The organism is Apilactobacillus apisilvae (assembly GCF_023380225.1).
GTDB classification, from domain to species: Bacteria; Bacillota; Bacilli; order Lactobacillales; family Lactobacillaceae; genus Apilactobacillus; species Apilactobacillus apisilvae.
This window is the reverse complement of sequence record NZ_CP093362.1, coordinates 1-24673: the sequence shown is the minus strand read 5'-3', so window position 1 is coordinate 24673 and position 24673 is coordinate 1. Positions and strand designations below refer to the sequence as shown.

Genomic DNA, 24673 nt, shown 5'->3' with positions numbered 1-24673 from the left:
AATTATCCTCTGAAAACACTTTCTAAAATATAATAACCTTTATCTTTACGAATAATTTCGCAGTTACCAAATAACGATTTCATTAATTTTTTAGCTGAAGGTGCTCCTTGCTTTTTTTGCAATACAACCGTAAGTGTTCCATTAGGTAACAAATGATTAATAGCTCCTGATATCATTCCATCAACGACTTTTTTACCTGCTCTAACTGGTGGATTAGTTAAAATTGCTGCAAATTTATCTTGAACATTTTCATAAATATTTGAATTATGAATTTTTACATTTTTAACATCATTTTGTTCAGAATTTTTCTTTGCTAAAGATAAAGCTAGGTTGTTAACATCAACCATTTCAAAATTACGATTAGGATATTTTTTAGCTAATGCAATGGCCATTGGCCCATAACCACATCCCAAATCTAAAATGTTTCCGGAAGGAATTTTATCAAAATTAATATTTTTTACTAAAACAGATGAACCATAATCAACAGTTCGTTTTGAAAAAACGCCATTATCAGTAGTGAAAGTTAAATCATTACCTAACAATTCATAATTCCAAGTATGAAGCTCATGGACAACATCTGGGTTAGGTGTATAATAGTATTCGTTCATTTTTTATATCACTCAATTCTAAAAAAATAATTATTAAATTTTTCAAAAATCTGTAAAGCACTATACTTAGTATGTTTAGCATTTTTCAATACTAAATATGGTGTTTTTATGTTTGATTTTTTTATTTTCTGGTGTAGAATTTATATATAAATTAATCCGAGAGACGGAAAAAAATCAAGCTTTTAATTAAGAAAGGATCATTATATCATGGAAAAAATTACTGTATATTCAAAAAATAACTGCATGCAATGTAAAATGACAAAGCGTTTCTTAGGCGAACATAATATTGAATTCACTGAAAGAAATATTAATGAAGAACCAGAATACATTGATTACCTTAAAGAAAAAGGTTTTATGTCACTACCAGTTGTAGAAGCTGAAGGCATGGAAGCTATTTCTGGTTTTAGACCAGATAAATTAAATCAATTAGCATAGTTGATAACTATTACATTATATTATAAAATTTAGTTTTTGGCGAAACCGCTAACGGTCTCGCCATCTTTTATCTAATAAACAAATTTAATTCAAAAATTATGAAAGAGTGGTTTTCAATGTCATTAAAGGACCTAAAAGATGTTACTTATTACGATTTAAATAATGAAATTAACATTCCTAAAGATGGGAAAATCCAATTAAATAAAGATAAAGACGCATTGGATGCTTTTATTGAAGAAAATGTTAAGCCCAATCTAAAACAATTTTCTTCATTAGAAGAACGTTTTAATTATTTAATTGATAATAAGTATATAGAAAAAGAATTTGTTAATAAATACAACTTTAAGTTTATTGAAAAATTATACGAATATTTAAATAACCAAAATTTTAAATTCAAATCTTTTATGGCTGCATATAAATTTTATGCCCAATATTCTTTAAAAACAGATGACGGTGAATATTATCTCGAACAATTCATTGATCGTGTTGCAATGAATGCTCTTTTATTTGCCAACGGTAACGAAGATTTAGCTTTAGACTTAGCAAATGAAATTGTTCATCAAAGATATCAACCAGCCACTCCTTCATTTTTAAATGCTGGTAGAAAACGTCGTGGAGAATTTGTTTCATGTTTCTTAATTCAGCCTACTGATAATATGAATACAATTGGCCGTACAATTAATTCTGCCCTTCAATTATCCAGAATTGGTGGTGGTGTTGGAATTAATTTATCTAACTTACGTGCTGCTGGTGACCCAATTAAACATATTGAGGGAGCTGCATCTGGTGTTGTTCCAGTTATGAAGTTGCTAGAAGATAGTTTTTCATACTCTAATCAGTTAGGCCAAAGGCAAGGTGCTGGCGCTGTTTATCTAAGTGTTTTCCATCCAGACATTATTTCATTCTTATCTGCGAAAAAAGAAAATGCTGATGAAAAAATTCGTGTAAAAACATTATCATTAGGAATTACTGTCCCTGATAAATTTTATGAATTAGCTAAAAATGATGAAGAAATGTATCTATTTAGCCCATATGATGTCGAACGTGTTTATGGAGAACCTTTCTCATATGTTGATATCACAAAAGAATATGACAATATGGTAAACAACGATGAAATTAAGAAAACTAAAATTGAAGCACGTGATTTAGAAACTGATATTAGTAAGTTACAACAAGAATCTGGTTATCCATACATTATTAACATTGATACTGCTAATCGTGAAAATCCAATTGACGGTAAAATTGTCATGAGTAATCTATGTTCTGAAATTATGCAAGTTCAACAACCATCAACAGTTGATAATAAACAAGATTATATTGACCAAGGTGCAGATGTTTCATGTAATTTAGGATCAACTAACATTGTTAATTTAATGGATAGTCCTAACTTTGGTAAATCAGTTGATTCAATGGTTAGAGCTTTAACTTTCGTTACTGATCACTCTGATATTGATGTCGTACCATCAATTCAACGAGGAAATGAATTATCACATAGTATTGGTCTAGGTGGAATGGGGCTTCATAGTTTCTTAGCAAAAAATCATATTGAATATGGATCAGACGAAGCAATCGAGTTCACAGGTGTTTACTTTATGCTTCTAAATTATTGGACTTTAGTAACTTCAAATAAGATTGCCAAAGAAAGAAATGAAACATTCTATAATTTTGATAAAAGTAAATATGCAGATGGTTCTTATTTTGATAAATATACTAGTGATAACTGGGGTCCAAAATCTGATAAAATTAAAGAAGTCTTCAAAGATATTTTTATTCCTAACGAAACAGACTGGGAAAAATTAAAAGAATCTGTTATGAAAGATGGACTTTACCACCAAAATAGATTAGCAGTTGCTCCTAATGGTTCTATTTCATATATTAATGATTCAACGGCTAGTCTTCACCCTATTATCAGTAAAATTGAAGAAAGATATGAATCTAAAACTGGTAAAATTTATTATCCTGCTCCATATTTATCAAATGATACCTTAAAATATTACAAATCAGCATACGATATTGATATGCGTAAGGTAATTGATACCTATGCAGCTGCCCAAAAACATGTAGATCAAAGTATGAGTCTAACCCTATTTATGCGTTCAACAATTCCAGAAGGCCTTTACGAATGGAAAGATGGCCGTACTGATAAGATGACGACTCGCGATTTAAATATTTTAAGAAATTATGCACATGCAATGGGAATTAAATCATTGTATTATGTAAGAACATACACTGACGACAATCAAGAAGTCGGTGTTAATGAATGTGAAAGTTGTTCAATTTAATATAGTAAGGAGTTAGTATAAATGGATAATTACAAAGCAATCAATTGGAACTCGATTAGTGATCAAATTGATAAAGCTACTTGGGAAAAGCTAACTGAACAATTTTGGCTAGATACCCGTGTCCCCTTATCAAACGATTTAGCCGATTGGCGAACTTTGGATGATAATCATAAATGGTTAGTGGGTCATGTATTTGGTGGTTTAACTTTATTAGATACTTTACAATCACAAGATGGTATGGCTGCATTAAGAAAAGATATTATTACTCCCCATGAAAATGCTGTGTTAAATAATATTCAATTTATGGAATCTGTCCATGCTAAAAGTTATTCTTCAATTTTTTCAACATTAAATACTCCCGAAGAAATTAATGAAATTTTTGACTGGAGTGATTCAGAAGAATTTTTACAAAATAAAGCTAAAAAAATTTATAACTTATACCATGATGATGGTAATCCTTTAAAGAAAAAAATATCTAGTGTTTTCTTAGAAACTTTCCTATTTTATTCTGGATTTTACACTCCACTATGGTATCTAGGTCATAACAAATTACCTAATGTCGCTGAAATTATTAAATTAATCCTTCGTGATGAATCAGTTCATGGTACTTATATTGGATACAAATTCCAAATTGGTTTTAACAAACTAGGTACAAATGAACAACAAGATTTAAAGGATTGGATGTATAATTTCTTATACGATTTATATGAAAATGAAGAAAAATACACTCATTTATTATATGATCAAGTTGGTTGGACTGATGATGTTTTGGCATTCATTCGTTATAACGCTAATAAGGCACTTATGAATTTAGGTCAAGATCCATTATTCCCAGATACTAGTGAAGATGTTGATCCAATCGTTATGAATGGTATTTCCACTTCTACAGCAAATCATGATTTTTTCTCACAAGTTGGTAATGGTTATCGTCTTGGTAAAGTCGAAGCAATGAAAGCTGACGATTATAAAATCTGGTATCCTAAGCATTAATAAAAATGGTCCTCGCTATTTTAAGCGAGGACCATTTTTGTTTATTTAAAATATTTTTTTATGATACTTTGATGTTTATTTTTATCAATGTGTTCATTAACTAACATCAATAATTGTAACATTGTAAATACTAATGAATTACCCCGACGATATGAAACATATTTAGGTGCCCATTCTTGAACATACTTTTCCTTGTATGAACGTAATCCTTGGAAACTATAAAAGGCAGTTCCATACTGATAAATTAAATTCGATATTTTTTCATCAATAAAACTATATCTAGATTCACCAACATTAGATAACGGAGCCATTCCCAAATTAAACGATTTATATCCTTGTTTTTTTACGTGATCAAATAAATTAATAAAAAGTCCATCCATAATTCCAGATGGTGCATTATTGCTTGATCTCATTAAATCAATAGATGTCATTTCATGATCACCAGTCGGCATAATATTAGCAAACGCAACAATCTTGTTATTTTTATCTTTCATAACCGCAATAGGAGCTTGACTTAAATAATAACGATCAAAATACCCCAATGAAAATCCCTTTTCTGGGTTTCCTTTTAGCCATTGATCAGAAACATATTTTAATTCACTAATAAATTCATTTGAGAATGGTGGCTGAATAATTTCAAATTTATATTCTTCACGATCAAATTTATTCATTAAAGCTCGTTCACCACGATGCTTTTTACCTGAAATGGAAAATTCACTTAATACAACATGTCCCTCTTCACCAGCTTTAGTAAAACTAAAACCTTTTTCATGAAGTAACATTGTAAGTTCCTCACCAATTTCATAAAAGACTAATGAATAACCTAAATTGTCGCTATCATTGATAAATTGATCAACTGCCGCACCCAACTTATTCATGTTACCGATTGGCTCACCCATTATAATAATTTTATTAGCACGGCGTTTATACATAAAGAATAACTGATCTTTATCATTTTCTTGATAGAAATAAATATCTTTATCTCTAACATAAGCTAAGTGACTTACTTCATTACCACCAAACGCAGTGATAACATTCGATACTCGATCAGAATCGAATGATTGGTCTATCCAACTAGCTTTAGTATATGAAAGATATCGATAGGTCAAAATTAAGATTAAACATGCTAATATCAATCCTAAAAATCCAGCAAACCAAACTTGGGGTGATGGGAAAAGATAAGAATTAGCTAAATGAAAAGGCATCTTTGTAAATTTAAAATTAGTCAGTAAGCCAATTAGAGCATAAACTATGAAAGTCATACCAAACAGTACGAAATCAATCAGAACATGTCCCCAAGAATAAGTGAATTTTTCGCGATATAACACACCATAGCTTAACCATAATGCAACAATCAATATCAACGATAATATCACCATATTGATAGGAAAATCTTCTTTCCAAAGAGTATTACCAATTGCGATAGTAAGTAAAAAAGTTGTTGGCCAAAAAGCTTTTTTAACTTTTGAACCAAAACCTCTAGCAAAACCAATTAATAAGAAAGAAACAATAATTGTTGTTAATTGATCCAAGAAATAAAATGTATATGGTTCTAAAGATAAATAAAATTTATTGACTAAAACTAAATTAGGAATAACTGCAACTAATAACATCATAATTCCAGAAAAATACATAAAAATTGTAATAAATACATGTGCTAATCTTTGAAAAATGACTTTGGGAATATCATCTAAAAAGTTATTTAATCTTTGTAACAAATCAATAACAAAAAAGACAATCCCTAAAGCAACTGGAAAAATATAATAAAACGCCCGATATAATAATAACCAGACAGCTGCACTACTAGGAGAAACACCTAAAAATAATAGTCCGGCCATCATTGTACTATCAAAACTACCAAGACCACCGGGAATTAATGAAGCTACTCCCACAACATTAGCAACAATAAACACTGGAAAAACTGCAAATAAATTGATTGGTTGATGCATAAATAAACCTATAATAATAAAGAATGCCGAACAACCTAACCACTCCAATAGCGAGCCAATAATTAATTTCATTTCAACTTTTATATTTAAATCTTTAAAATAATCCAAATTAGTTTTTCTGGTAATTAATAGTAAAAGTGGAAAATATAATCCACCTAAAATTAATACTATCCACCACCACCAGTCAAAGCTATTGGTACCAAATCCAAATAAAAACATCATTATTAAAGCAATCCAACAATAAGATGATAGACCAGCTAAAAGGAAAATAACAATTTTAGATATAGCATACAAAATTTGCTTTTTAGTAGCATTTTTACTATAAAAATTAGCTCTTAAGCTAGCTCCCAAAACTCCACCAAATCCGGCAATATTGGTTAATGTATTAGTAATCCAACCAGTTTTAGCAACATATGATTTTTTAAATTTACCAGGTAAAAAACCAACTATTGTGAAATCATATATTAGCATTGGTAAAACTGACACAAATCCCAATACCATCATTATGAATAATGACATTGGGGTTTGTGTTGAAAAGCTTTTTGCCATTTTAGCTCCACTGATTTCAGCTGTTTCATGAATACCAACATCAATGACAACGAATAAAACAAATATAACAAATAGTATTTTAACTATTGTCATGTGCTCATTAATCCAATTAGCACATTTTCGAAATAAAGTTTTCAAAAATACTTCCCCCATAATAATATTATTAATATTATTATCTCAATTTATAATTAACTTAACAAGTTATAAATAAAAAAGACGTACAACATATTGTTGTACGTCTCTCATATAAACGTTATTACTTAAGAGTAACGCTTGCGCCAACTTCTTCAAGTTTTGCCTTGATATCATTAGCTTCGTCTTCTTTAGCGCCTTCTTTAATTACTGAAGGAGCACCATCAACTAGGTCTTTTGAGTCTTTTAGACCCTTACCAGTAATTTCACGAACTACCTTGATAGCCTTAACCTTTTGGTTACCTGGTTCAGTTAGTTCAACGTCAAATGAATCTTTAGCAGCGCCACCATCAGCAGCACCTGCAGCTGGTGCAGCAGCAGCAGCTGTAACATCGAATTCTTCTTCAATTGCCTTAACTAAGTCGTTTAGGTCAGTGATTGAAGCTTCTTTAATTTGTTCAATAATATTGTCTTTATCAAAAGCCATTTTATTTTCCTCCAATTTGGATATTTATAATTAATTTTTTAAAACTAAGCTGCGTCACCATCGTCTTTTTCAGCAACTGCTTTAACAGCAATAGCAAATTTACGAACAGGTGCTTGCAAGATGTTTGCAAGAGTTGAAATAGATTCTTCTCGACTTGGTAATGAAGCAAATGCTTCAATTTCATCAAGACTAGCAACCTTATTTTCAAGGATACCACCCTTAAGTTCAACAGCATCAGTGTTATCAGCAAAATTCTTTAGAATTTTAGCTGGTGCAATAGGATCTTCATCAGAGAAAGCTACGGCTGTAGGTCCCTTGAATAAATCACCTAATTCTTCGTATCCGGCTTCTTTAGAAGCACGAACAGCGATATTATTTTTAATAACATTGAAAGCAACGTTTGCATCACGTAATTGTTTACGTAAATCAGTAACTTCAGCAACGTTTAAACCACGATAGTTAATAATGATAGCAGAAGTAGCATTGTTAAACTTTTCAGTAACAGCTTCTACTCGTTTAGCTTTAGCATCAATAACTTGTTTCTTTGGCATTATTTCACCTCCCAAACTTTTTTGGGATTTAATAAAAAATCCCCATGCCTACCTAGACATAGAGAAACCTTTTAGAGTCCTCGTCAGGATATTAAGGTAACAACACCACCCGAGTCTTAGGTAGAATTCATATTTAATTAGCAATATTAATTTACCACATAATTATAATATGGTCAATAGAGATTTTAAAATTCCAAACTAATTACTCAAATTTAGAATGAGTCAATATCAACTTTGACACCAGGGCCAAATGTAGTTGAAATTGATAAGTTAGTAATATATGATCCCTTAACAGAAGCTGGACGATTCTTAACAATTAAGTCTTCAATTGTTTTGAAGTTTCCAACTAATTTGTCAGCATCAAATGATGATTTACCAATGATAACTGCAACATTACCGTCACGGTCAGTACGGTAAGTAACCTTACCTGATTTAGAATCAGAAACGGCTTTCTTAACGTCCATAGTAACAGTACCAGTCTTAGGATTTGGCATTAGACCTTTTGGTCCAAGTACACGGCCTAAACGACCAACTTGAGCCATCATATCTGGTGTTGCAATAGCAACATCAAAGTCTAACCAACCATTTTGGATTTTTTCAGCTAAGTCAGCTTCACCAACAACATCTGCGCCAGCTTCTTCAGCTTCTTTAGCCTTATCACCCTTAGCAAATACAACAACTTTTTGGTCTTTACCTGTACCGTTTGGTAAGACAACAGCACCACGTAATTGTTGATCTGCTTGTTTTGTATCAACATCTAAATTAAATACAACTTCAACAGTTGCGTCAAATTTAGCAAAATCAATTTTTTTAACAAGTTCAACAGCTTCTTCAACAGAGTAAGATTTGTTATTATCTACTTGTTTTAAAGCATCTTGATACTTTTTACCTCTTTTATTTTGAGCCATCTGTGTTTTCCTCCTTGCAATTGTGGTTGTAACGGATAAACCTCCCACATAACATCTGAATTAGTCAAATGTTATGGTACTTACATGTTGAATATAAGATTAACCTTCAACAGTGAATCCCATACTACGAGCAGTACCTTCGATCATACGCATTGCGGCTTCAACATCAGCTGCGTTTAGATCTTTCATCTTAGTTTCGGCAATTTCCTTAACTTGATCACTAGTTACACTAGCAACTTTGTTAGTATTTGGTTCACCAGAACCATGTTCAACACCGGCAGCCTTCTTCAATAGAATTGAAGCAGGTGGTGTCTTAGTGATGAAATCAAATGAGCGATCTTCATATACAGAGATTTCAACTGGAATTAACATGCCTGCTTGATCAGCAGTACGTGCATTGAATTCCTTAGTGAATCCCATAATATTGATTCCAGCTTGACCCAATGCAGGTCCAACTGGAGGAGCAGGTGTTGCTTTACCCGCAGGAATTTGTAATTTAACTACGTTAGCTACTTTTTTAGCCACGAGACATACCTCCTTAAGTCCGTGTGTGGTAAAAATTGGAGATTAGATTTCTCCTCCCACAACAAGTATGCATAAACATACAAAATATAATATAGCATGTTTATATAATTTAAACAACCCTATTTATCTAATTGGTTTTACTTGATTAAAGTCTAATTCTGCTGTGGTTGCTCTACCAAACATGTCAATATCAACTTTTAACTTACCTTTTTCAGAGTCTTTTTCAACTATTTTACCTGTAAGATCAGCGAATGCACCATCCACAATAGTAATTGTATCTCCAATTTCAGCATCTAATTCTTGATGTTCTTTTGTAACACCTAATTGACTTAGAATATATTCTACTTCATCAGGAAGCAATGGTGTTGGTTTACTACCCTGACCATGTGAACCAATAAATCCAGTAACACCTGGTGTATTTCTAACAATATACCAAGCTTTATCTGTCATAACCATTTCAACTAAAACATATCCAGGGAAAGTTTTATCCATTTTAACTTTATCAACACCATCTTTTACTTCGTGTTCTTCAGTTTCAGGAACAACTACTTGGAAAATATAGTCTTCCATTCCCATTGATTCCTTACGAGAATCTAAATTAGTCTTTACTTTATTTTCGTATCCAGAATAAGTATGAATTACATACCATTGTTTTTGTGCTGATTCCATTGAATTTAAACTCCTTTTGATTTACAAAATAAAAAAACCTCGCCTAAACGAAGTTCCGCATAAATATATAATATCATTTATTGAAATTAAGTTAAATAAATAATTAAATAAATGATAATCCTGATTGAATAGCCCAGTCAATAATTGCAAAGAAAATAGCAAAAACAACTGACATACCAACAACCGTAGAAGTATCTACTCTTGTTTGATGTCTATTAGGCCAAACAACTAATTTCATTTCTGTTCCAACACTCTTAAAAAAATTAATTAACTTCATTACTTCTTTGCCCCCGCTTTAAAACGTTTCTTTATGAATTGTAGATTTATTACAATTTTTACAGTATTTTTTAATTTCTAACCGTTTACTATGTGTGTCTTGAACCTTAGTAATATAGTTCCTTTTTCCACATATATCACATGATAAAGCTACTTTTCTTTGTGACATGGCTTTGCCCCCTAAATAGCTAAACAAATAATATCATTTTAAAATTTGGTAGTCAATTTCGTCACTGTTTGGTAAAATGTTTTCCTCTTGTAAAATTATTTTTAATTTATGCTTAATTCTAGAACAACAATTTCGATATTTATTATCATCTAAATTGTTAATCTGTTTAAATTTCACAAGTTTATAATCATCTTCTTCAAGATAAGAACCCGATATCTTAACCAATATTTCTCTTTCAAACTTAGAACAACGATGGTAAAGCTTTTTTTGAACAATATCGAACTTTAAAGCAAATTCTGGATTGATATTTTGATAATCTTCAGCATAGTTATTATAGTAGTCTTCATTAGCATTAAAAGAAACTTTCTTTTGAAGTGGTAACCTTTTTTTTGCTTTACTTTTTCTTAATATATCAAATAGATGATTTTTTAAGCTTTGTTTATATAAATTGCCGAATGAGGTTCCTTTTTTAATATTAAATCTTTCAACTATTTTTAGCATAACTATTCTTGATTCTTGATACCAATCATCAATTTCAATATCGTTAAAATAATATTGACGCCAAATTTTATTAACAATGGGTTTATATTTTATAAACAAATCATTAAAAGACTTATCGTCACCATTTTTAAATTTTTTTATCAAATCTAAATCAATTACATAATTCTCCATAAATTCTCCTTACGAAAATAGTATGGAAATAAATTTACTTAATTTAAAATATTATAACAAGCGAACAAGCGTTCAAATAAAATATATACCAAAATATCAATATTAATATTTTAATATTAATTTGATAAATCATCCCTAAGCTTTTCCAATTGAGATAACTGATCACCAGACCAAGGGTTATGTCTTAACTGTGTTTTGTTAGTATAATTATTAACTTGATTGTTAATTTCTTGTTTTGATCTTTCAACATCTCGCAACAATTCTCTAGCAGATGTTCTCAATGCTCCTGCTGAAAACACTGTCCATTGTTCAGCCTGATCACTTGTCACTACTACCACTTGAACAAAGCGAGATTGCTTTCTTCTAGCATAAGCTTCAATATAACTGTCAGCCGTTTCATCCTTATTAGTCCAAACAATATTTAAATTATGCTTAGTGTCTTTTTTAGAAAGTCCTGGTACATACATTGCATCAAAAATAATTGTAATATCTAAATCACGATATTTTTTATATTCAGCAATAATTGATATAAGTTCATCTCTTGCATCTGCCAAACGATTTGCTAACTTTAATTGATTTAATTTTGGCCAATTTCCAATGATGTTATAGCCATCAATTAAGAGTAATTGTTTCTTCATTTAAAGAATAGTTTCCTATAATGGGTTCCTAGAATTGTAGCCTTGATACATTAATAATCCGGCTGCAACACTGGCATTTAAGCTTTGTAAATTACCTATCATTGGAATAGTTAGCATTTCATCAACATTTTTCTTTAACAAAGGAGAAATCCCTTTACCTTCATTACCAATAACAACTGCCACTGAACCTTTTGCATCCCAGCGACGGTAATCATTCCCCTTAATATCAGTACCAAAAACCCAAACACCACGATCTTTTAATTCTTTAATAGTGTTAACTAAGTTAGTTACTCGAGCTACGGGTACTCGCTCAATTGCACCAGCTGAAGTTTTCGCAACTGTAGAAGTTAAACCAACTGCACGATGTTTAGGAATGATTACTCCTGAAACACCTGATGCGTCAGCAGTTCTAATGATTGATCCTAAATTATGAGGATCTTCAATGTTATCTAAGATCAAGAAAAAAGGTGCTTCTTGTTTATTTTCAGCATTTTCGAAGAGTTCATCAATTGTTGCATAATCATATGGTGAAATTGATAAAACGACTCCTTGATGATTTTGATGATCAGATAGCAAATCCAATTTTTGCTTAGGAACCATTGAAATAACTAAATGCTTTTGTTTTGCTAATTTAATAATTTCTTCAACACTTTTTTCATCTTTATGAATACCAGTTTGCAAAAACACTTTATTAATTTCCTGTTTTCCTCTTAATGCAGATACTACTGGATGACGGCCAATAATAAATTCACTTTGATTGTTTTCACTATTATTTTTCATATCTAAGTCTCCCTGCATCTACCTGTTCAATACACCATTTTGATAACTCTTGTAAACGATCTTCTTTTCCGCTTAAAGATAAATAGCCTATCATCGCTTCAAAACCAGTCGAGTAACGATAGGTTAAAACACTAGTATTTTTAGCGTGAGTATAACTTTTACAGTTACGACCTCTTTTAAAAACAGCTTCTTCTTCTTTATCTAATAAATCATTTTCATTCATTAAATCTATCAATGCTGCTTGAGCTTTGGCAGAAACATACTTTCTGGCTATTTTTTGTAAACGATTAGGCTTAGTAATGCCTAATGCTAAAAGATGCTTTCTGATATAAACTTCATAAACTGAATCACCTAAATAGGCTAAAGCAATTCCATTTAATTGTTTGTAATTAGGTACTTGTTCTTTCATTAATTATTCCCTTCTAAATCTAGTTCCTTGAACTGTATCTTCTAATACAATTCCTTTAGATTTTAAAGAAGCTCTAATCTCATCACTTCTAGAAAAGTTTTTATCAACTCTTGCTTGATTTCTTTCTTCAATTAATTGTTTTATAGTTTCATCATTCATATCATCATGAACTTCAAAATTAACGCCAAAAATGGATGCCATTTTAGAAAGTTTCTTTAAAATAAGTTTAACTGTTTGTTCAAAAACTGATGGTCTTTCAGCATAGACATTACCTAATTTAGCTAATTCATAAACACAATCTATCCCATTTTGAGCATTAAAATCATCATCCATGGCATCCTGAAAATCAGCTTGAATTTGTCTAATTTCTTGATCAACCTTAGGATCGTTAAATGAATCTGCATCTTTCAAACGATAATTAAGATTATTATAAGCATTCTTAAGTTTTTTAAGGTTGTTAGCTGCAGCATCTAAATTGGCTTGATTGTATTGAATTGGTCTTCTGTACTGTGTCGTGGACATTAGGAAACGAATTACCTGTGGATCCACTTTTTTGATAATATCATGTACAGTAACAAAATTTCCAAGTGATTTACTCATCTTTTCATTTTCATCACCAACAGTTACAAAACCATTGTGCATCCAATAGTTAACAAACTTTTTCCCCGTTTTAGCTTCACTTTGTGCTCGTTCATTTTCATGATGAGGAAATTCTAAATCTTCACCGCCACCATGAATATCAATTGTATCACCAAGGTATTTAGTAGCCATAACTGAACATTCAATATGCCAACCAGGTCTTCCCTTACCCCAAGGTGATTCCCAAGAAATTTCGTTATCTTTTGCGTTTTTCCATAAAGCAAAATCAACTGGATCTTCTTTTTTTGCTAGTTCTTCAGAACTAACATGTTGGCTGGCACCTGATTCTAGGTCATCAATACTTTGATGAGCTAATTTTCCATAACCATCAAATTTACGAGCTCGATAGTAAACATCACCATCAGCTTCATAAGCATATCCTTTATCGATAAGTTGATTAATAAAATCAATAATACCATTAATGTTGTCAGTAGCTCTAGGATTATTAGTAGCAGGCTCTACATTTAAAGCAGCAGTATCTTCTTTATAAGCTTTAATGTATTTATTGGCTAAATCCATTACTGACATATTTTGACTATTAGCTGCCTTAATTAACTTATCATCGACATCAGTAAAATTAGAAATATAGTTCACATGATATCCACAATATTCAAAATATCTGCGAATTGTATCAAATGTAACAACACTTCTAGCATTACCAATATGAATATAGTTATAAACTGTCGGACCACACACGTACATGTTAACCACTCTTGGTTTAATTGGTTCAAATCTTTCTTTTTGTTGCGTTAGTGTATTATAGATCCTTAACAATTTTGGCACCCCTATTCATTATTTATATACTTTTAGTTTATTCTATCATAATTACGGCTTATTTTTCAGTTTCATTTACTAAACTAAAAAAGTCTTGTTAGATAAAGAATCTAACAAGACCAATTTAATATTCAATAAAATATTATTATTGATTAATTTGATTTAAAGTTTCATCAATATGTTTTAAGGTCTTTTCTCGACCAATTAATTCAATTGACTCTGGTAATTCAGGTCCGTGCATTTCATGAGTAACCGCAATTCTTATTGGCATCCATAATTGACGTCCCTTAATTTTAGTATCTTTTTGAATTGACTTAATAGTCTTTAAAATTTCCATTTTATCAAAAATTTCAACATTTTTAATTCTTGAATAAAATTCCTTCAAGACTACTGGAGCTGTTTCATTACTAATTTCTTCTAAAGCATCCCCAGAAATTTTTTCAGGTTCATTAAAGAATACTTCAGCCATTGAATTAATTTGACCCATATAACTCATTTGTTGTTTGTAAGTAACAATCAATTTTCGAGCCCATTCAACTGTCTTAGAATCTGGATTCTTTTCAATATTGCCCTTGGCAATCAATTGACGTAAAGCAAGATCCATTACAATATCTTCATCAGTTGACTTAACATATTGGTTATTAATCCATTCAAGCTTCTTGTTATCAAAGTTAGCTGGTGATTTACTTAGACGAGTTTCATCATACATCTTAATAAATTGTTGTTTATTAAAGATTTCATCTTCACCCTTTGGAGACCAACCTAATAGTGTAATGAAATTAAACATTGCATCAGGAAGATATCCTAAATCACGATATTGTTCAATAAATTGAATAATTGATTCATCACGTTTACTTAGTTTTTTACCAGTACCTGCACTAGTAATTAAACTCATATGACCAAATTTAGGTGCATCCCAACCAAATGCCTCATACATCATTAATTGCTTAGGAGTATTGGCAACGTGATCATCACCTCTAAACACATGTGAAATTTTCATCATGTGGTCATCAATAATAACCGCCAAATTATAAGTAGGCATTCCATCACGTTTTACAATAACGAAATCTCCACCAATAGTATCTGATTTAAATTCAACATGGCCTTTAACCATATCTTCCCAATCATAAGTACGATTTTTAGGAACTCTAAAACGAATAACTGGTTTTAAGCCTTTCGCTTCGGAATCAGCCATTGATTTTTCAATTTCTTCATTAGTCATGCCTTCATATTCATATTCATAGTGAGGCATAACACCACGTGCTCGTTGTTCTTCACGATCAGCAGTTAATTGTTCTTCAGTTCTATATGAATAATATGCTTTATCTTCATCTAATAATTGTTGGATTAATGGATCATAAATCGAACGACGTTCTGATTGACGATATGGTCCAAAATCACCAGGCTTGTCTGGACCTTCATCCCAATCTAATCCTAACCATTTTAAGTTATCTAACTGACTTTTTTCACCATCAGCCACGTTACGTTTAGTATCGGTATCTTCGATACGAATAATAAATTTACCCTTATTATGTCTAGCAAAAAGGTAGTTAAAAATTGCTGTTCTAGCATTACCAATGTGTAAATGTCCAGTAGGACTTGGTGCATATCTAACACGAATTTTTTTATTAGCCAATGATATTTCTCCTCTTTTTGTAAGATTACATCAATTTAATTTTACAATTATTGTTAGCAAAAATAAAGTACTCGTTAAATTCTTATAAAAGCTTTAGTTATTAACAATCTTAGCAAAAATCATTTTTCCTGCATCAGTTTGAATGGCACTGGTTACTTCAACTGTTAAACGTTTATTGAGAGAATTTTTACCTTCTTCAACAACTACCATTGTTCCATCATCCAAATAAGCGACACCTTGATTTCTTTCAGTTCCCTTTTTCAGAATCATAACATCTAAATGCTCTCCCGGAATATAACTAGGCTTTAATGAATTAGCCAATTCATTAATATTTAAAACCTTAACTTTTTGAAATTTAATTACTTTGTTTAGGTTATAATCGTTAGTTACAATTTCACCGTCAACACTTTTAGCAAGTTGAATTAACTTACTATCAACTTCTGGAATATCTTCATAGTCTTTAGAAGTCATTTCAATTGGCATGATATTTTCAGTTTGTAGTTTATTTAAAATATCTAGTCCACGGCGGCCACGCACTCTTTTAGCACTATCACTAGAGTCCGCAATATATTGAAGCTCATATAATACAAACTTAGGTACTAATAGAGTTCCTTCTAAGAACCCAGTTTTGATAACTTCATAAATTCGACCATCAATTAAAATATTAGTATCTAATATTTTATAACTCTTATTGTCAGTTTTATTACTAGTAAATGTATTAGTAGCCTTTTTAATACTAAAATGAAATAGTTTATTCCAATCATTTAATCTCGTTGTTCCTAAAACAAATCCTAAATAACCAAAAACAATCATCAATAATGCCGGGATTAGTGTATTAGTAATGAAATATTGGGTTCTGAATAATACAATCGAAATTAAAATAGCTAAAACCAAACCAATAATCATCCCAATAGTTCCCATTAAAATATAAAATGGATTTTTACTAGATAGATATTGTTCCATTTTAGTTAATCGATTAACAATTCTTTTACCAAATATCAAAGATAATAAGAAAAAGATAATTGCTCCTAAAATAGAATTAGTAAATCCATTGTTTAAAAGTTCCAAGGAACTAATAGACATTACTTCCCATAACAATGGTAAGTAAATAATTCCCAAAGCACAGCCAATAATAATAAATATTAATTGTATGACTGTGTATCTATCAAAAATTTTCAAAAATTTCACTCCCTTTTATTATCTAAGTGCTATTTTTATAGCTTCAGTTAGTGTTGAAACACCAATAACTTCAATTCCATTTGGAACCGTCCAACCTTTTAAATTATGTTTAGGTACCAAGACACGTTTAAACCCTAATTTTTTAGCCTCAGTTACTCGTTGCTCAATTCGAGTAACTCTTCTGATTTCACCAGTTAAACCAATTTCACCGATATAACACTCACTTGGATTAGTGCCAATGTTACGGTAACTAGAAGCAATCCCGATTGCAACGGCTAAATCAATTGCTGGTTCATTTAATTTAACTCCACCAGCAGCCTTTAAAAATGCATCCTGATTTTGCAACATCAGACCAGATCTTTTCTCTAACACAGCCATTAAAACTGCGACTCGATTACGATCAATTCCAGTTGAAGTTCTTTGTGCATTTCCAAATACTGATGGTGTAATAAGCGCTTGAATTTCTACTAAAATAGGCCTAGTTCCTTCGATAGAAACTACAATTGCTGATCCGGTAGCATCCTTTAAGCGTTCTTCTAAAAACACTTCTGATGGATTAGCAACTTCCTGCAATCCAGATTCTTGCATATCAAAAATTCCCAATTCATCGGTAGATCCAAAACGATTTTTCACTGCTCTAAGAATTCGATATGAATGGTGCATATCACCTTCAAAATATAAAACAGTGTCAACCATGTGTTCAAGAGTCTTAGGTCCAGCAATTGCACCACCCTTGGTTACATGTCCAACAACAAAAATCGTAATTCCATTAGTTTTAGCAATTGACATTAAATTAGCTGTAATTGCACGAACTTGTGAAACTGAACCTATACTAGAATCAACTTCTGGTTCAGAGATGGTTTGCACTGAATCAACAACTACCGCATCTGGCTTTAATTCATCAATCGCATTTCTAATTGCACCCATATCAGTTTCTGGGTAAAGATATAAGTTGGAACCATCAACGCCTAATCTTTCTGCTCTAATCTTAATTTGACTGGCACTTTCTTCTCCAGATACATATAAAATTGTCTGTTCTTTTTTACCTAGTTGCCCAGAAATTTGTAAAAGTAAAGTAGATTTTCCAATTCCAGGATCACCACCAATTAATATTAATGATCCTGGAACCACTCCACCACCTAAAACACGATTAAATTCGTCTGAATCGGTTTTAAAACGATGATCTTTTTCGTAAGCAACTTTACTAATTAATTCTGGTTTTGCTTGCTTACCATTAAAATCCATTCGACGATTAGATTTTAAACTAACATTTTCTTTTTGAGCAGTTTGTTCTTCAAAAGTGTTCCAATGACCACAATTAGGACAATGGCCTAAATATTTAGGCGATATATAACCACATTCTTTACAAACAAACTGAATTTTTACTTTAGCCAATATAATTATTCCTTGTCTTTTAAATTATTTACCAGAAGAACCAAATCCACCAGTTCTAGTCTTACCATTATTTTCTTCATTATCAACTGTTAAAAATGGCATAAAAATACCTTGTCCAATTCTTTCACCTTTTTTAATTTCACGGTCAGTTATACCAAAATTCATTAATTGAACAAATATTTCGCCCTCATTATTATTATTGTTATAGTAGTCTGAATCAATTACACCAATTCCATTTGGTAAAATCATTCCTCTTTTCAAAGGTCCACTTGAACGATTGGCAATAATTAGCACTTCATTAGGTTGCATATGAACCTTAATCCCTGTAGGAACTAAATACGGTTTTAATATATCCTTAGCTTTTTGAACATTCTTATCAGAAACTGATTTTTCATGTTTAATTGCCCATAAAACTTTCAAAAAGCCTAATTTCCAAATTGAAGGCAATTTAAAATCACATGCACTTTCAATATCATATCCAGCAGCCTGTTTAGTTGCACGATATGGCAGATTAATATTTTCATTTTTATATTTTGATACAATTTGGAATCCACGTTTCATACATACACATCCTATATATTTATATTATAATTACACTACATATTTTATAGCAAATATTAAGTATAATAAACATAATATTTTATTTGACAAACATAACTTTAGAATAGAAAATTATATTTAGTTCGTAGTTTAACAAAAAAATATTAAATTAAACTTAAATCGACATCTAAATAAAATAATTATATTATTTCATAGCATTGAATCATTTACCGAATATTTTAGAGGGGCAAAAGATTATGGATAAAGAACTAATGAAAAAAGTAGCGGGACAAGAGGCAGTTAAATACATTGAAGATGGCATGACAGTTGGTTTAGGAACTGGTTCAACCGTTAAATACCTATTGGATGCTTTGGGTAAACGAGTTGCCAAAGAAGGCCTTAGAATTATTGGGGTCCCAACCTCTAATCGTTCTGCTAAAAGGGCTCGTGATTTAGGAATTGATGTAAAAAGTATCGATGACGTTGATCACATTGATTTAACTATTGATGGTGCAGATCAAATTGATGAAAATTTTCAAGGTATTAAGGGTGGTGGGGTTGCTCACCTAAGAGAAAAAATCGTTGCAATTAATTCTAAAAAAAACATTTGGGTTGTTGATGAAACTAAGATGGCTAAAAATTTAGGATCATTCCCATTACCTCTTGAAGTTACACCATATGGCAGCACTCACTTATTTAAAAGATTAGACAAAATGGGATATCATCCCCAATTTAGAAAAAATGCTAAAGGTGGTCATGTGCTTACCCACGCTGATAATTACATTATTGATTTAAAAATGCATTATATTGAACATCCTCATGAATTGGAGCAAATTCTTAATAATTTAACCGGAATTGTTGAACATGGATTGTTTTTGGACATGGTTAATATGGTTATTGTTGGTGATGAAAATGGTTCTAAAACTTATCACGCAAGATAACATTTAAATAAAAAGGAATGGTTATTAAATAATAATCATTCCTTTTTATTTAATTACGTTTATAAAAGTTGAAAAAAGTACTATAATGTTAAATTAAACGAGGAGGAATTATCATGGGAAAAAGTATTAGTTTAGAAAATGTTCAAAAATTTCAAAATGATTTAAATAATCGTAAAGAAGCAAAAATATTGGAACGTGCAGTTAGTCATGAAGGTGTCAATAAAACTTCATCAAACTATAGCTCTGTAAGTAACATGGAACCTGTCTTTTCATTAGAATTAGATACTGGTGAAGTTGCTAATCAAAAGCATAGTGGTCGTTGCTGGATCTTTGCCGCATTAAATACTATGAGACATAATTTAGCTAAAAACTTTAATCTAAATGGTGATTTTGAATTATCACAAATTTACACTACTTTTTGGGATAAATTTGAAAAATCAAATTGGTTCTTGGAAAACATTATTAAAACTGCTGACCAACCATTAACTTCAAGAAGAGTTTCATGGTTACTAGAAACTCCTCAACAAGATGGTGGTCAATGGGATATGTTATGTGCCGTTATCCAAAAATATGGAGTAGTGCCTCAATCAGCTATGCCTGAAACATATAACAGTAATGATACTACCGACTTAAACTCAGTATTAAATCTAAAATTAAGAAAAGATGCTGTTGAATTACGTAAATTAGTTAAAGATGGCTCTGATGTTGAAAGTGCTAAAGAAGACATGTTAAATGATATTTACCGTATTTTGGCATACACATTGGGTGAACCTACTACTAATTTTAATTTTGAATATCGTGACCATGATAAAAACTATCACATCGACAAAGACTTAACTCCAAACAAGTTCTTTGACAAATATGTAAACTTAAACTTAGAAGACTATGTTTCAATTATTAATTCACCAACAGATGATAAACCTTACAATAAAACATACACTGTTGATATGTTAGGTAACGTTGTTGGTGGTCGTCAAGTTAAGCATTTAAACTTGGATATGGAAAACTTTGAAAAATTAGCAATTAAGCAATTAGAAAATGGTGAAAGTGTTTGGTTTGGTAGTGATGTTGTTCAAAGTTCTGATCGTAAGATGGGGATTATGGATGACGGACTATACTCAAAGGATGAATTACTAGATACTGACTTATCACTTTCAAAAGCTGAACAATTAGATTACAAAGAAAGTGCTATGGATCATGCCATGGTACTAACTGGTGTTGATATTGTTGATGGACAACCTACTAAATGGAAGGTTGAAAACTCTTGGGGTAACAAAGTTGGTACTAAAGGTTACTTTGTAATGAGTGAATCATGGTTTAGAAGATTTGCTTATCAAGTCGTTATTAACAAAAAATACTTATCAGATGAATTAAAAGATGCTCAATCTCAAGACCCAGTTGTATTAGATCCATGGGATCCAATGGGAACTTTAGCATTCAACGAAAAATAATGATCAAGAAAAAGCACTCTCAATTTTTGAGAGTGCTTTTTATATTGTCTATTTAATAATTTTACTAATTACATTTAAATTATCATCAAGTTTATAAATAATTGGTTCACCATTAGGTATTTCTACTTTATCAATATCTTGATCAGATATATTATCTAAATATTTAACTAATGCCCTTAAAGTAGAACCATGCGCAACTAGTAATTGATTATGCCCATCTAAAAGTTTAGGTGCAATTTGATCTATCCAGTAGTTTAAAATTCTTATATAAGCCATTTTTAAACTTTCTCCACGTGGTTCTTTAATCCCTATTCTTGAATATCTTAAATCATCATCTGGATAATCTAGTAATGGAGGAATTGAATCAAAACTTCGACGCCATAATTTAAATTGCTTTTCACCATATTTTTTCTTAATGTTTATCTTTTTTTGGCCTCTAAGTGCACCATAGTGACGTTCATTTAAGTGCCATGTTTTATGCTCGTTAATATATTCTTGGTTAATTTCTTTTAGGACAATATGAGCAGTATCAATTGCTCGCATTAAAACTGATGTATGAACATCGGTAAAATTAATGTCCAGATTTTTAATAAATTTACCAGCTTTATGCGCTTGTTCAATACCTTTATTAGTTAGTGGTACATCATTCCAACCTGTAAAAATATTATCACGGTTAGCTTGACTTTCACCATGGCGCATTAATACTAGATATGCCATATTATCATCTCTTTTCACCTATTATTTTAAGTCAGAATTTTTCTGTTCTAACCGACTACCAGTAAATGTTATTACAGAACCAACCAAAATTACAACAATTCCAATCCAGGTATTTAAACTAATTTTTTCATTAATTAATAACATAGCTAAAATTGGTGCTAATCCCGGTTTAATAAAAAATACTAGTGAAGCAATTGAAACACCAGCACGATCCATCGCCAAAAAGTAAAAGGCAAATCCACCACCAGTTACAAATACACAAATAAATAATAAAATCCAAAAATAATTAAAATTAACGTTTTGTAGTACTGGTGTATTAGCAAATGACTTCAACCACGAAACTGAATTCATGAATTTAGCAATAAGTGGAACATGCGTTAGCATAATTAAAACAAATAATTCTAACGAGCCCATTAAAAAAGTATAACAAGTTAAAGATAATCCTTTATAACCACTAACCATCGATCCAAAACGAGAAACAATACTGTATAATCCAAAAGTCAATGCTGATCCTAGTGCTAAAATTAATCCTAATGGATTTGTTAGATTAGCAGGATTAACAATGATTAACAGACCAATAATGGAAATCATTAAAGATATCATTCCTAAACGACTAATCTTTTCCCTTAAAATAATAAATGCAAATAAAATTGCAAAAACTGGATTACAACTAAATAATACTGCAACAGTAGCCGCTTGATCATAAACAATTGCCAATTGATATAAAGTCATACTTACTACAACACACAGAAAACCAGTTAAAGAAAAAACACCTAAACTTTTCCATCGATTAGAAGTAATATTTTTATTTTCTTTTAATACAATTGGAAGTAAAACTAATCCACCGATAAAAAATCGAATTAAATTTAATTGAATAGGACTAAACGCCCCACCCACACTCTTTAATGCAATTTCCATTGAACTAAACATAAAGGTAGATATTAAGACGTACAAAAAAGTCTTTTTCAAACTATATCTCGCTCCTTAAATTTACAAAATATGTAAAAATTGATAAACTACATACTTAATAAAGCTTATCAATTTAACGATAAAATTATATCACAATCTTCAAGTAGCATAAAAAAGATAAAAAATATTAGCAAAATTGATTATTTTTTATCTAAATGCGTTTATAATGTAAAATATTAGTACATTAAAATCTTGATTTTAAATAAAGGAGTCAGAATTAGTTCTATGCAAAATAATAATAAAGATAAAGCATACTCTAGATCTAGAAGCAACCAACCTCATTTTAAGAAAAAGAAACATCGCGGTGCTTGGATTACTTTCTTTATCTTCTTGGTTTTATTAATTGCTGGTTTAATTGGCGCTTATAATGTTTATACCAATATGCAATCAGCAGCTAATAAAGCTTATGAACCTGGTTTAAAAAAGAAGGAAAGAAATGTTGCTAACGTTATTGCACAAAACAAACCTATATCAATCTTATTACTTGGTACCGATACCGGTGCTTTAGGTCGTAACGATACAGGTCGAACCGATACTATGATTTTAGCAACTGTTAACCCTAAAAAAGAAACAATTCATTTAACCAGTATCCCTCGTGATACTAAAGTTACCGTTCCTGGTGATTCACAACCTTTTGAAAAAATTAATGCTGCTTATTCAATTGGTGGTGCAGACAGTGCGTCTCAAACTGTTCAAAATCTACTTAACGTACCAATTGATTTCTTCGCAATCGTTAACATGGGTGGACTAGAAAAAATGGTTGATGCTGTTGGTGGTGTAACTGTTAAGCCACCATTAACATTCCACTATGGAAATGCTAATGTTGTCAAAGATAAAGAAATAACTTTAAATGGTGCTGCTGCGCTTGATTATTCAAGAATGCGTCATCAAGATCCAGCTGGTGATTATGGCCGTCAAGTTAGACAAAGACAAGTTCTACAAAAATTAGTACTAAAAGGTATGAATATTTCTTCGTTACCAAGATACAAAGAAATTTTAAATTCAATTGACGGTAAGTTAAAAACTGATATGAAATTTGATGATATGGTTGCTTTGCGTGAGCATTATGGAGATGCAACTCATCATGTACATTCAGAAACCTTGCAAGGTGAAACTACCATGATTAATGGAATTGATTACGAAGTTCCAACACAACAAGAACTGCTAACTGTATCTAATAATATTAGAAAAGACTTAGGACTAAACACTCTAAGCACTTTAAATAATACGCAAGATACTACTAGTGATAATAGTTCAACTAATGGAACTAGTTCAAATACAACTGGACAAGCAACAACTTATTAAACAAAAAAGCTGACTATGATTTTGATAATCATAGTCAGCTTTTTTGTTATTATGCGGCCAAGAAGACTCGAACTTCCACCGGGATAATTCCCGACAAG

The 24673-nt window shown here is 31.0% G+C and carries 26 protein-coding genes and 1 other annotated feature; of the genes, 6 read left to right on the top strand and 20 right to left on the bottom strand.

What is annotated here, in order from left to right:
• Positions 1–2 precede the first annotated feature (2 nt).
• A complete protein-coding gene (locus MOO46_RS00130) occupies positions 3–608 on the bottom strand; it encodes a class I SAM-dependent methyltransferase (RefSeq protein ID WP_249511031.1) in 606 nt (201 codons plus the stop codon).
• Between the two features lie 207 nt (positions 609–815).
• Here MOO46_RS00130 and MOO46_RS00125 point away from each other — a divergent pair, with 207 nt between their 5' ends.
• The 3 genes from MOO46_RS00125 to nrdF all read left to right on the top strand — a co-directional run bounded on the left by MOO46_RS00125 (position 816) and on the right by nrdF (position 4315).
• Positions 816–1043: a redoxin NrdH gene (locus tag MOO46_RS00125; protein ID WP_249511030.1), complete on the top strand. Its 228-nt coding sequence runs from the start codon at positions 816–818 to the stop codon at positions 1041–1043.
• A gap of 116 nt (positions 1044–1159) precedes the next feature.
• Positions 1160–3325, top strand: coding sequence for a class 1b ribonucleoside-diphosphate reductase subunit alpha (gene nrdE / locus MOO46_RS00120; RefSeq protein ID WP_249511029.1), 2166 nt, complete (start codon positions 1160–1162; stop codon positions 3323–3325).
• A gap of 21 nt (positions 3326–3346) precedes the next feature.
• Positions 3347–4315 carry a class 1b ribonucleoside-diphosphate reductase subunit beta gene (gene nrdF / locus MOO46_RS00115; RefSeq protein WP_249511028.1) on the top strand — a complete coding sequence of 323 codons (969 nt, stop codon included), beginning with the start codon at positions 3347–3349 and terminating at the stop codon, positions 4313–4315.
• A 41-nt stretch (positions 4316–4356) separates the two neighbouring features.
• Here nrdF and mprF read toward each other — a convergent pair whose 3' ends face one another.
• The 17 genes from mprF to MOO46_RS00030 form a co-directional block, all read right to left on the bottom strand.
• On the bottom strand, positions 4357–6951 hold the full coding sequence (gene mprF / locus MOO46_RS00110) for a bifunctional lysylphosphatidylglycerol flippase/synthetase MprF (protein ID WP_396121403.1): 2595 nt from the start codon (positions 6949–6951) through the stop codon (positions 4357–4359).
• Between the two features lie 118 nt (positions 6952–7069).
• A complete protein-coding gene (rplL, locus tag MOO46_RS00105; RefSeq protein WP_249511027.1) occupies positions 7070–7432 on the bottom strand; it encodes a 50S ribosomal protein L7/L12 in 363 nt (120 codons plus the stop codon).
• Between the two features lie 44 nt (positions 7433–7476).
• Positions 7477–7983, bottom strand: a complete 507-nt coding sequence (gene rplJ / locus MOO46_RS00100; protein WP_249511026.1) for a 50S ribosomal protein L10 — start codon at positions 7981–7983, stop codon at positions 7477–7479.
• 24 nt (positions 7984–8007) lie between these two features.
• Positions 8008–8122: a sequence feature (ribosomal protein L10 leader region), on the bottom strand.
• A 73-nt stretch (positions 8123–8195) separates the two neighbouring features.
• Positions 8196–8891, bottom strand: coding sequence for a 50S ribosomal protein L1 (gene rplA, locus MOO46_RS00095; RefSeq protein WP_249511025.1), 696 nt, complete (start codon positions 8889–8891; stop codon positions 8196–8198).
• A 99-nt stretch (positions 8892–8990) separates the two neighbouring features.
• A complete protein-coding gene (gene rplK / locus MOO46_RS00090; RefSeq protein ID WP_249511024.1) occupies positions 8991–9416 on the bottom strand; it encodes a 50S ribosomal protein L11 in 426 nt (141 codons plus the stop codon).
• A gap of 123 nt (positions 9417–9539) precedes the next feature.
• Entirely contained in the window at positions 9540–10085 is a 546-nt protein-coding gene (nusG, locus tag MOO46_RS00085) for a transcription termination/antitermination protein NusG (RefSeq protein ID WP_249511023.1), read from the bottom strand.
• Positions 10086–10188: 103 nt separating this feature from the next.
• A complete protein-coding gene (gene secE, locus MOO46_RS00080; protein ID WP_249511022.1) occupies positions 10189–10362 on the bottom strand; it encodes a preprotein translocase subunit SecE in 174 nt (57 codons plus the stop codon).
• 18 nt (positions 10363–10380) lie between these two features.
• Positions 10381–10530 carry a 50S ribosomal protein L33 gene (rpmG, locus tag MOO46_RS00075; protein ID WP_249511021.1) on the bottom strand — a complete coding sequence of 50 codons (150 nt, stop codon included), beginning with the start codon at positions 10528–10530 and terminating at the stop codon, positions 10381–10383.
• A gap of 33 nt (positions 10531–10563) precedes the next feature.
• Complete coding sequence (locus tag MOO46_RS00070; RefSeq protein ID WP_249511020.1) at positions 10564–11202, bottom strand: hypothetical protein; 639 nt, start codon at positions 11200–11202, stop codon at positions 10564–10566.
• A gap of 116 nt (positions 11203–11318) precedes the next feature.
• Positions 11319–11840, bottom strand: coding sequence for an NYN domain-containing protein (locus tag MOO46_RS00065; RefSeq protein ID WP_249511019.1), 522 nt, complete (start codon positions 11838–11840; stop codon positions 11319–11321).
• Positions 11841–11855: 15 nt separating this feature from the next.
• Positions 11856–12620 (bottom strand): 23S rRNA (guanosine(2251)-2'-O)-methyltransferase RlmB, encoded by a 765-nt coding sequence (gene rlmB, locus MOO46_RS00060; RefSeq protein WP_249511018.1) that lies wholly within the window; start codon positions 12618–12620, stop codon positions 11856–11858.
• Positions 12610–13029, bottom strand: coding sequence for a Mini-ribonuclease 3 (locus MOO46_RS00055; protein ID WP_249511017.1), 420 nt, complete (start codon positions 13027–13029; stop codon positions 12610–12612). The genes rlmB and MOO46_RS00055 overlap by 11 nt, the downstream gene beginning before the upstream one ends.
• Before the next feature lie 3 nt (positions 13030–13032).
• The gene (gene cysS, locus MOO46_RS00050) at positions 13033–14442 is read right to left on the bottom strand and encodes a cysteine--tRNA ligase (protein ID WP_249511016.1); all 1410 of its coding nucleotides are present in this window, start codon (positions 14440–14442) and stop codon (positions 13033–13035) included.
• Positions 14443–14587: 145 nt separating this feature from the next.
• Positions 14588–16078, bottom strand: a complete 1491-nt coding sequence (gltX, locus tag MOO46_RS00045; protein ID WP_249511015.1) for a glutamate--tRNA ligase — start codon at positions 16076–16078, stop codon at positions 14588–14590.
• 93 nt (positions 16079–16171) lie between these two features.
• Complete coding sequence (locus tag MOO46_RS00040; RefSeq protein ID WP_396121426.1) at positions 16172–17251, bottom strand: PIN/TRAM domain-containing protein; 1080 nt, start codon at positions 17249–17251, stop codon at positions 16172–16174.
• Between the two features lie 24 nt (positions 17252–17275).
• Positions 17276–18652, bottom strand: coding sequence for a DNA repair protein RadA (gene radA, locus MOO46_RS00035; protein ID WP_249511013.1), 1377 nt, complete (start codon positions 18650–18652; stop codon positions 17276–17278).
• 24 nt (positions 18653–18676) lie between these two features.
• Complete coding sequence (locus MOO46_RS00030; protein WP_249511012.1) at positions 18677–19213, bottom strand: dCTP deaminase/dUTPase family protein; 537 nt, start codon at positions 19211–19213, stop codon at positions 18677–18679.
• Between the two features lie 236 nt (positions 19214–19449).
• Here MOO46_RS00030 and rpiA point away from each other — a divergent pair, with 236 nt between their 5' ends.
• Together rpiA and MOO46_RS00020 are read left to right on the top strand one after the other, a co-directional pair.
• Positions 19450–20133: a ribose-5-phosphate isomerase RpiA gene (rpiA, locus tag MOO46_RS00025; protein ID WP_249511011.1), complete on the top strand. Its 684-nt coding sequence runs from the start codon at positions 19450–19452 to the stop codon at positions 20131–20133.
• Positions 20134–20246: 113 nt separating this feature from the next.
• Entirely contained in the window at positions 20247–21584 is a 1338-nt protein-coding gene (locus MOO46_RS00020) for a C1 family peptidase (protein WP_249511010.1), read from the top strand.
• A 48-nt stretch (positions 21585–21632) separates the two neighbouring features.
• Here MOO46_RS00020 and MOO46_RS00015 read toward each other — a convergent pair whose 3' ends face one another.
• A complete protein-coding gene (locus MOO46_RS00015; RefSeq protein ID WP_249511009.1) occupies positions 21633–22301 on the bottom strand; it encodes a 2,3-bisphosphoglycerate-dependent phosphoglycerate mutase in 669 nt (222 codons plus the stop codon).
• 21 nt (positions 22302–22322) lie between these two features.
• Positions 22323–23270, bottom strand: coding sequence for a DMT family transporter (locus tag MOO46_RS00010; protein WP_249511008.1), 948 nt, complete (start codon positions 23268–23270; stop codon positions 22323–22325).
• Positions 23271–23486: 216 nt separating this feature from the next.
• On the opposite strand from MOO46_RS00010, the gene MOO46_RS00005 reads away from it, so the two are divergent.
• Positions 23487–24575 carry an LCP family glycopolymer transferase gene (locus MOO46_RS00005; RefSeq protein WP_396121425.1) on the top strand — a complete coding sequence of 363 codons (1089 nt, stop codon included), beginning with the start codon at positions 23487–23489 and terminating at the stop codon, positions 24573–24575.
• Positions 24576–24673: the final 98 nt, after the last annotated feature.

Bases quoted from the DNA above. Each gene is read 5' to 3' on its own strand.
- MOO46_RS00130 (WP_249511031.1), bottom strand. From the start codon at position 608: ATGAACGAATACTATTATACACCTAACCCAGATGTTGTCCATGAGCTT.
- MOO46_RS00125 (WP_249511030.1), top strand. From the start codon at position 816: ATGGAAAAAATTACTGTATATTCAAAAAATAACTGCATGCAATGTAAA.
- nrdE (WP_249511029.1), top strand. From the start codon at position 1,160: ATGTCATTAAAGGACCTAAAAGATGTTACTTATTACGATTTAAATAAT.
- nrdF (WP_249511028.1), top strand. From the start codon at position 3,347: ATGGATAATTACAAAGCAATCAATTGGAACTCGATTAGTGATCAAATT.
- rplL (WP_249511027.1), bottom strand. From the start codon at position 7,432: ATGGCTTTTGATAAAGACAATATTATTGAACAAATTAAAGAAGCTTCA.
- rplJ (WP_249511026.1), bottom strand. From the start codon at position 7,983: ATGCCAAAGAAACAAGTTATTGATGCTAAAGCTAAACGAGTAGAAGCT.
- rplA (WP_249511025.1), bottom strand. From the start codon at position 8,891: ATGGCTCAAAATAAAAGAGGTAAAAAGTATCAAGATGCTTTAAAACAA.
- nusG (WP_249511023.1), bottom strand. From the start codon at position 10,085: ATGGAATCAGCACAAAAACAATGGTATGTAATTCATACTTATTCTGGA.
- secE (WP_249511022.1), bottom strand. From the start codon at position 10,362: ATGAAGTTAATTAATTTTTTTAAGAGTGTTGGAACAGAAATGAAATTA.
- rpmG (WP_249511021.1), bottom strand. From the start codon at position 10,530: ATGTCACAAAGAAAAGTAGCTTTATCATGTGATATATGTGGAAAAAGG.
- MOO46_RS00070 (WP_249511020.1), bottom strand. From the start codon at position 11,202: ATGGAGAATTATGTAATTGATTTAGATTTGATAAAAAAATTTAAAAAT.
- MOO46_RS00065 (WP_249511019.1), bottom strand. From the start codon at position 11,840: ATGAAGAAACAATTACTCTTAATTGATGGCTATAACATCATTGGAAAT.
- rlmB (WP_249511018.1), bottom strand. From the start codon at position 12,620: ATGAAAAATAATAGTGAAAACAATCAAAGTGAATTTATTATTGGCCGT.
- MOO46_RS00055 (WP_249511017.1), bottom strand. From the start codon at position 13,029: ATGAAAGAACAAGTACCTAATTACAAACAATTAAATGGAATTGCTTTA.
- MOO46_RS00030 (WP_249511012.1), bottom strand. From the start codon at position 19,213: ATGAAACGTGGATTCCAAATTGTATCAAAATATAAAAATGAAAATATT.
- rpiA (WP_249511011.1), top strand. From the start codon at position 19,450: ATGGATAAAGAACTAATGAAAAAAGTAGCGGGACAAGAGGCAGTTAAA.
- MOO46_RS00020 (WP_249511010.1), top strand. From the start codon at position 20,247: ATGGGAAAAAGTATTAGTTTAGAAAATGTTCAAAAATTTCAAAATGAT.
- MOO46_RS00015 (WP_249511009.1), bottom strand. From the start codon at position 22,301: ATGGCATATCTAGTATTAATGCGCCATGGTGAAAGTCAAGCTAACCGT.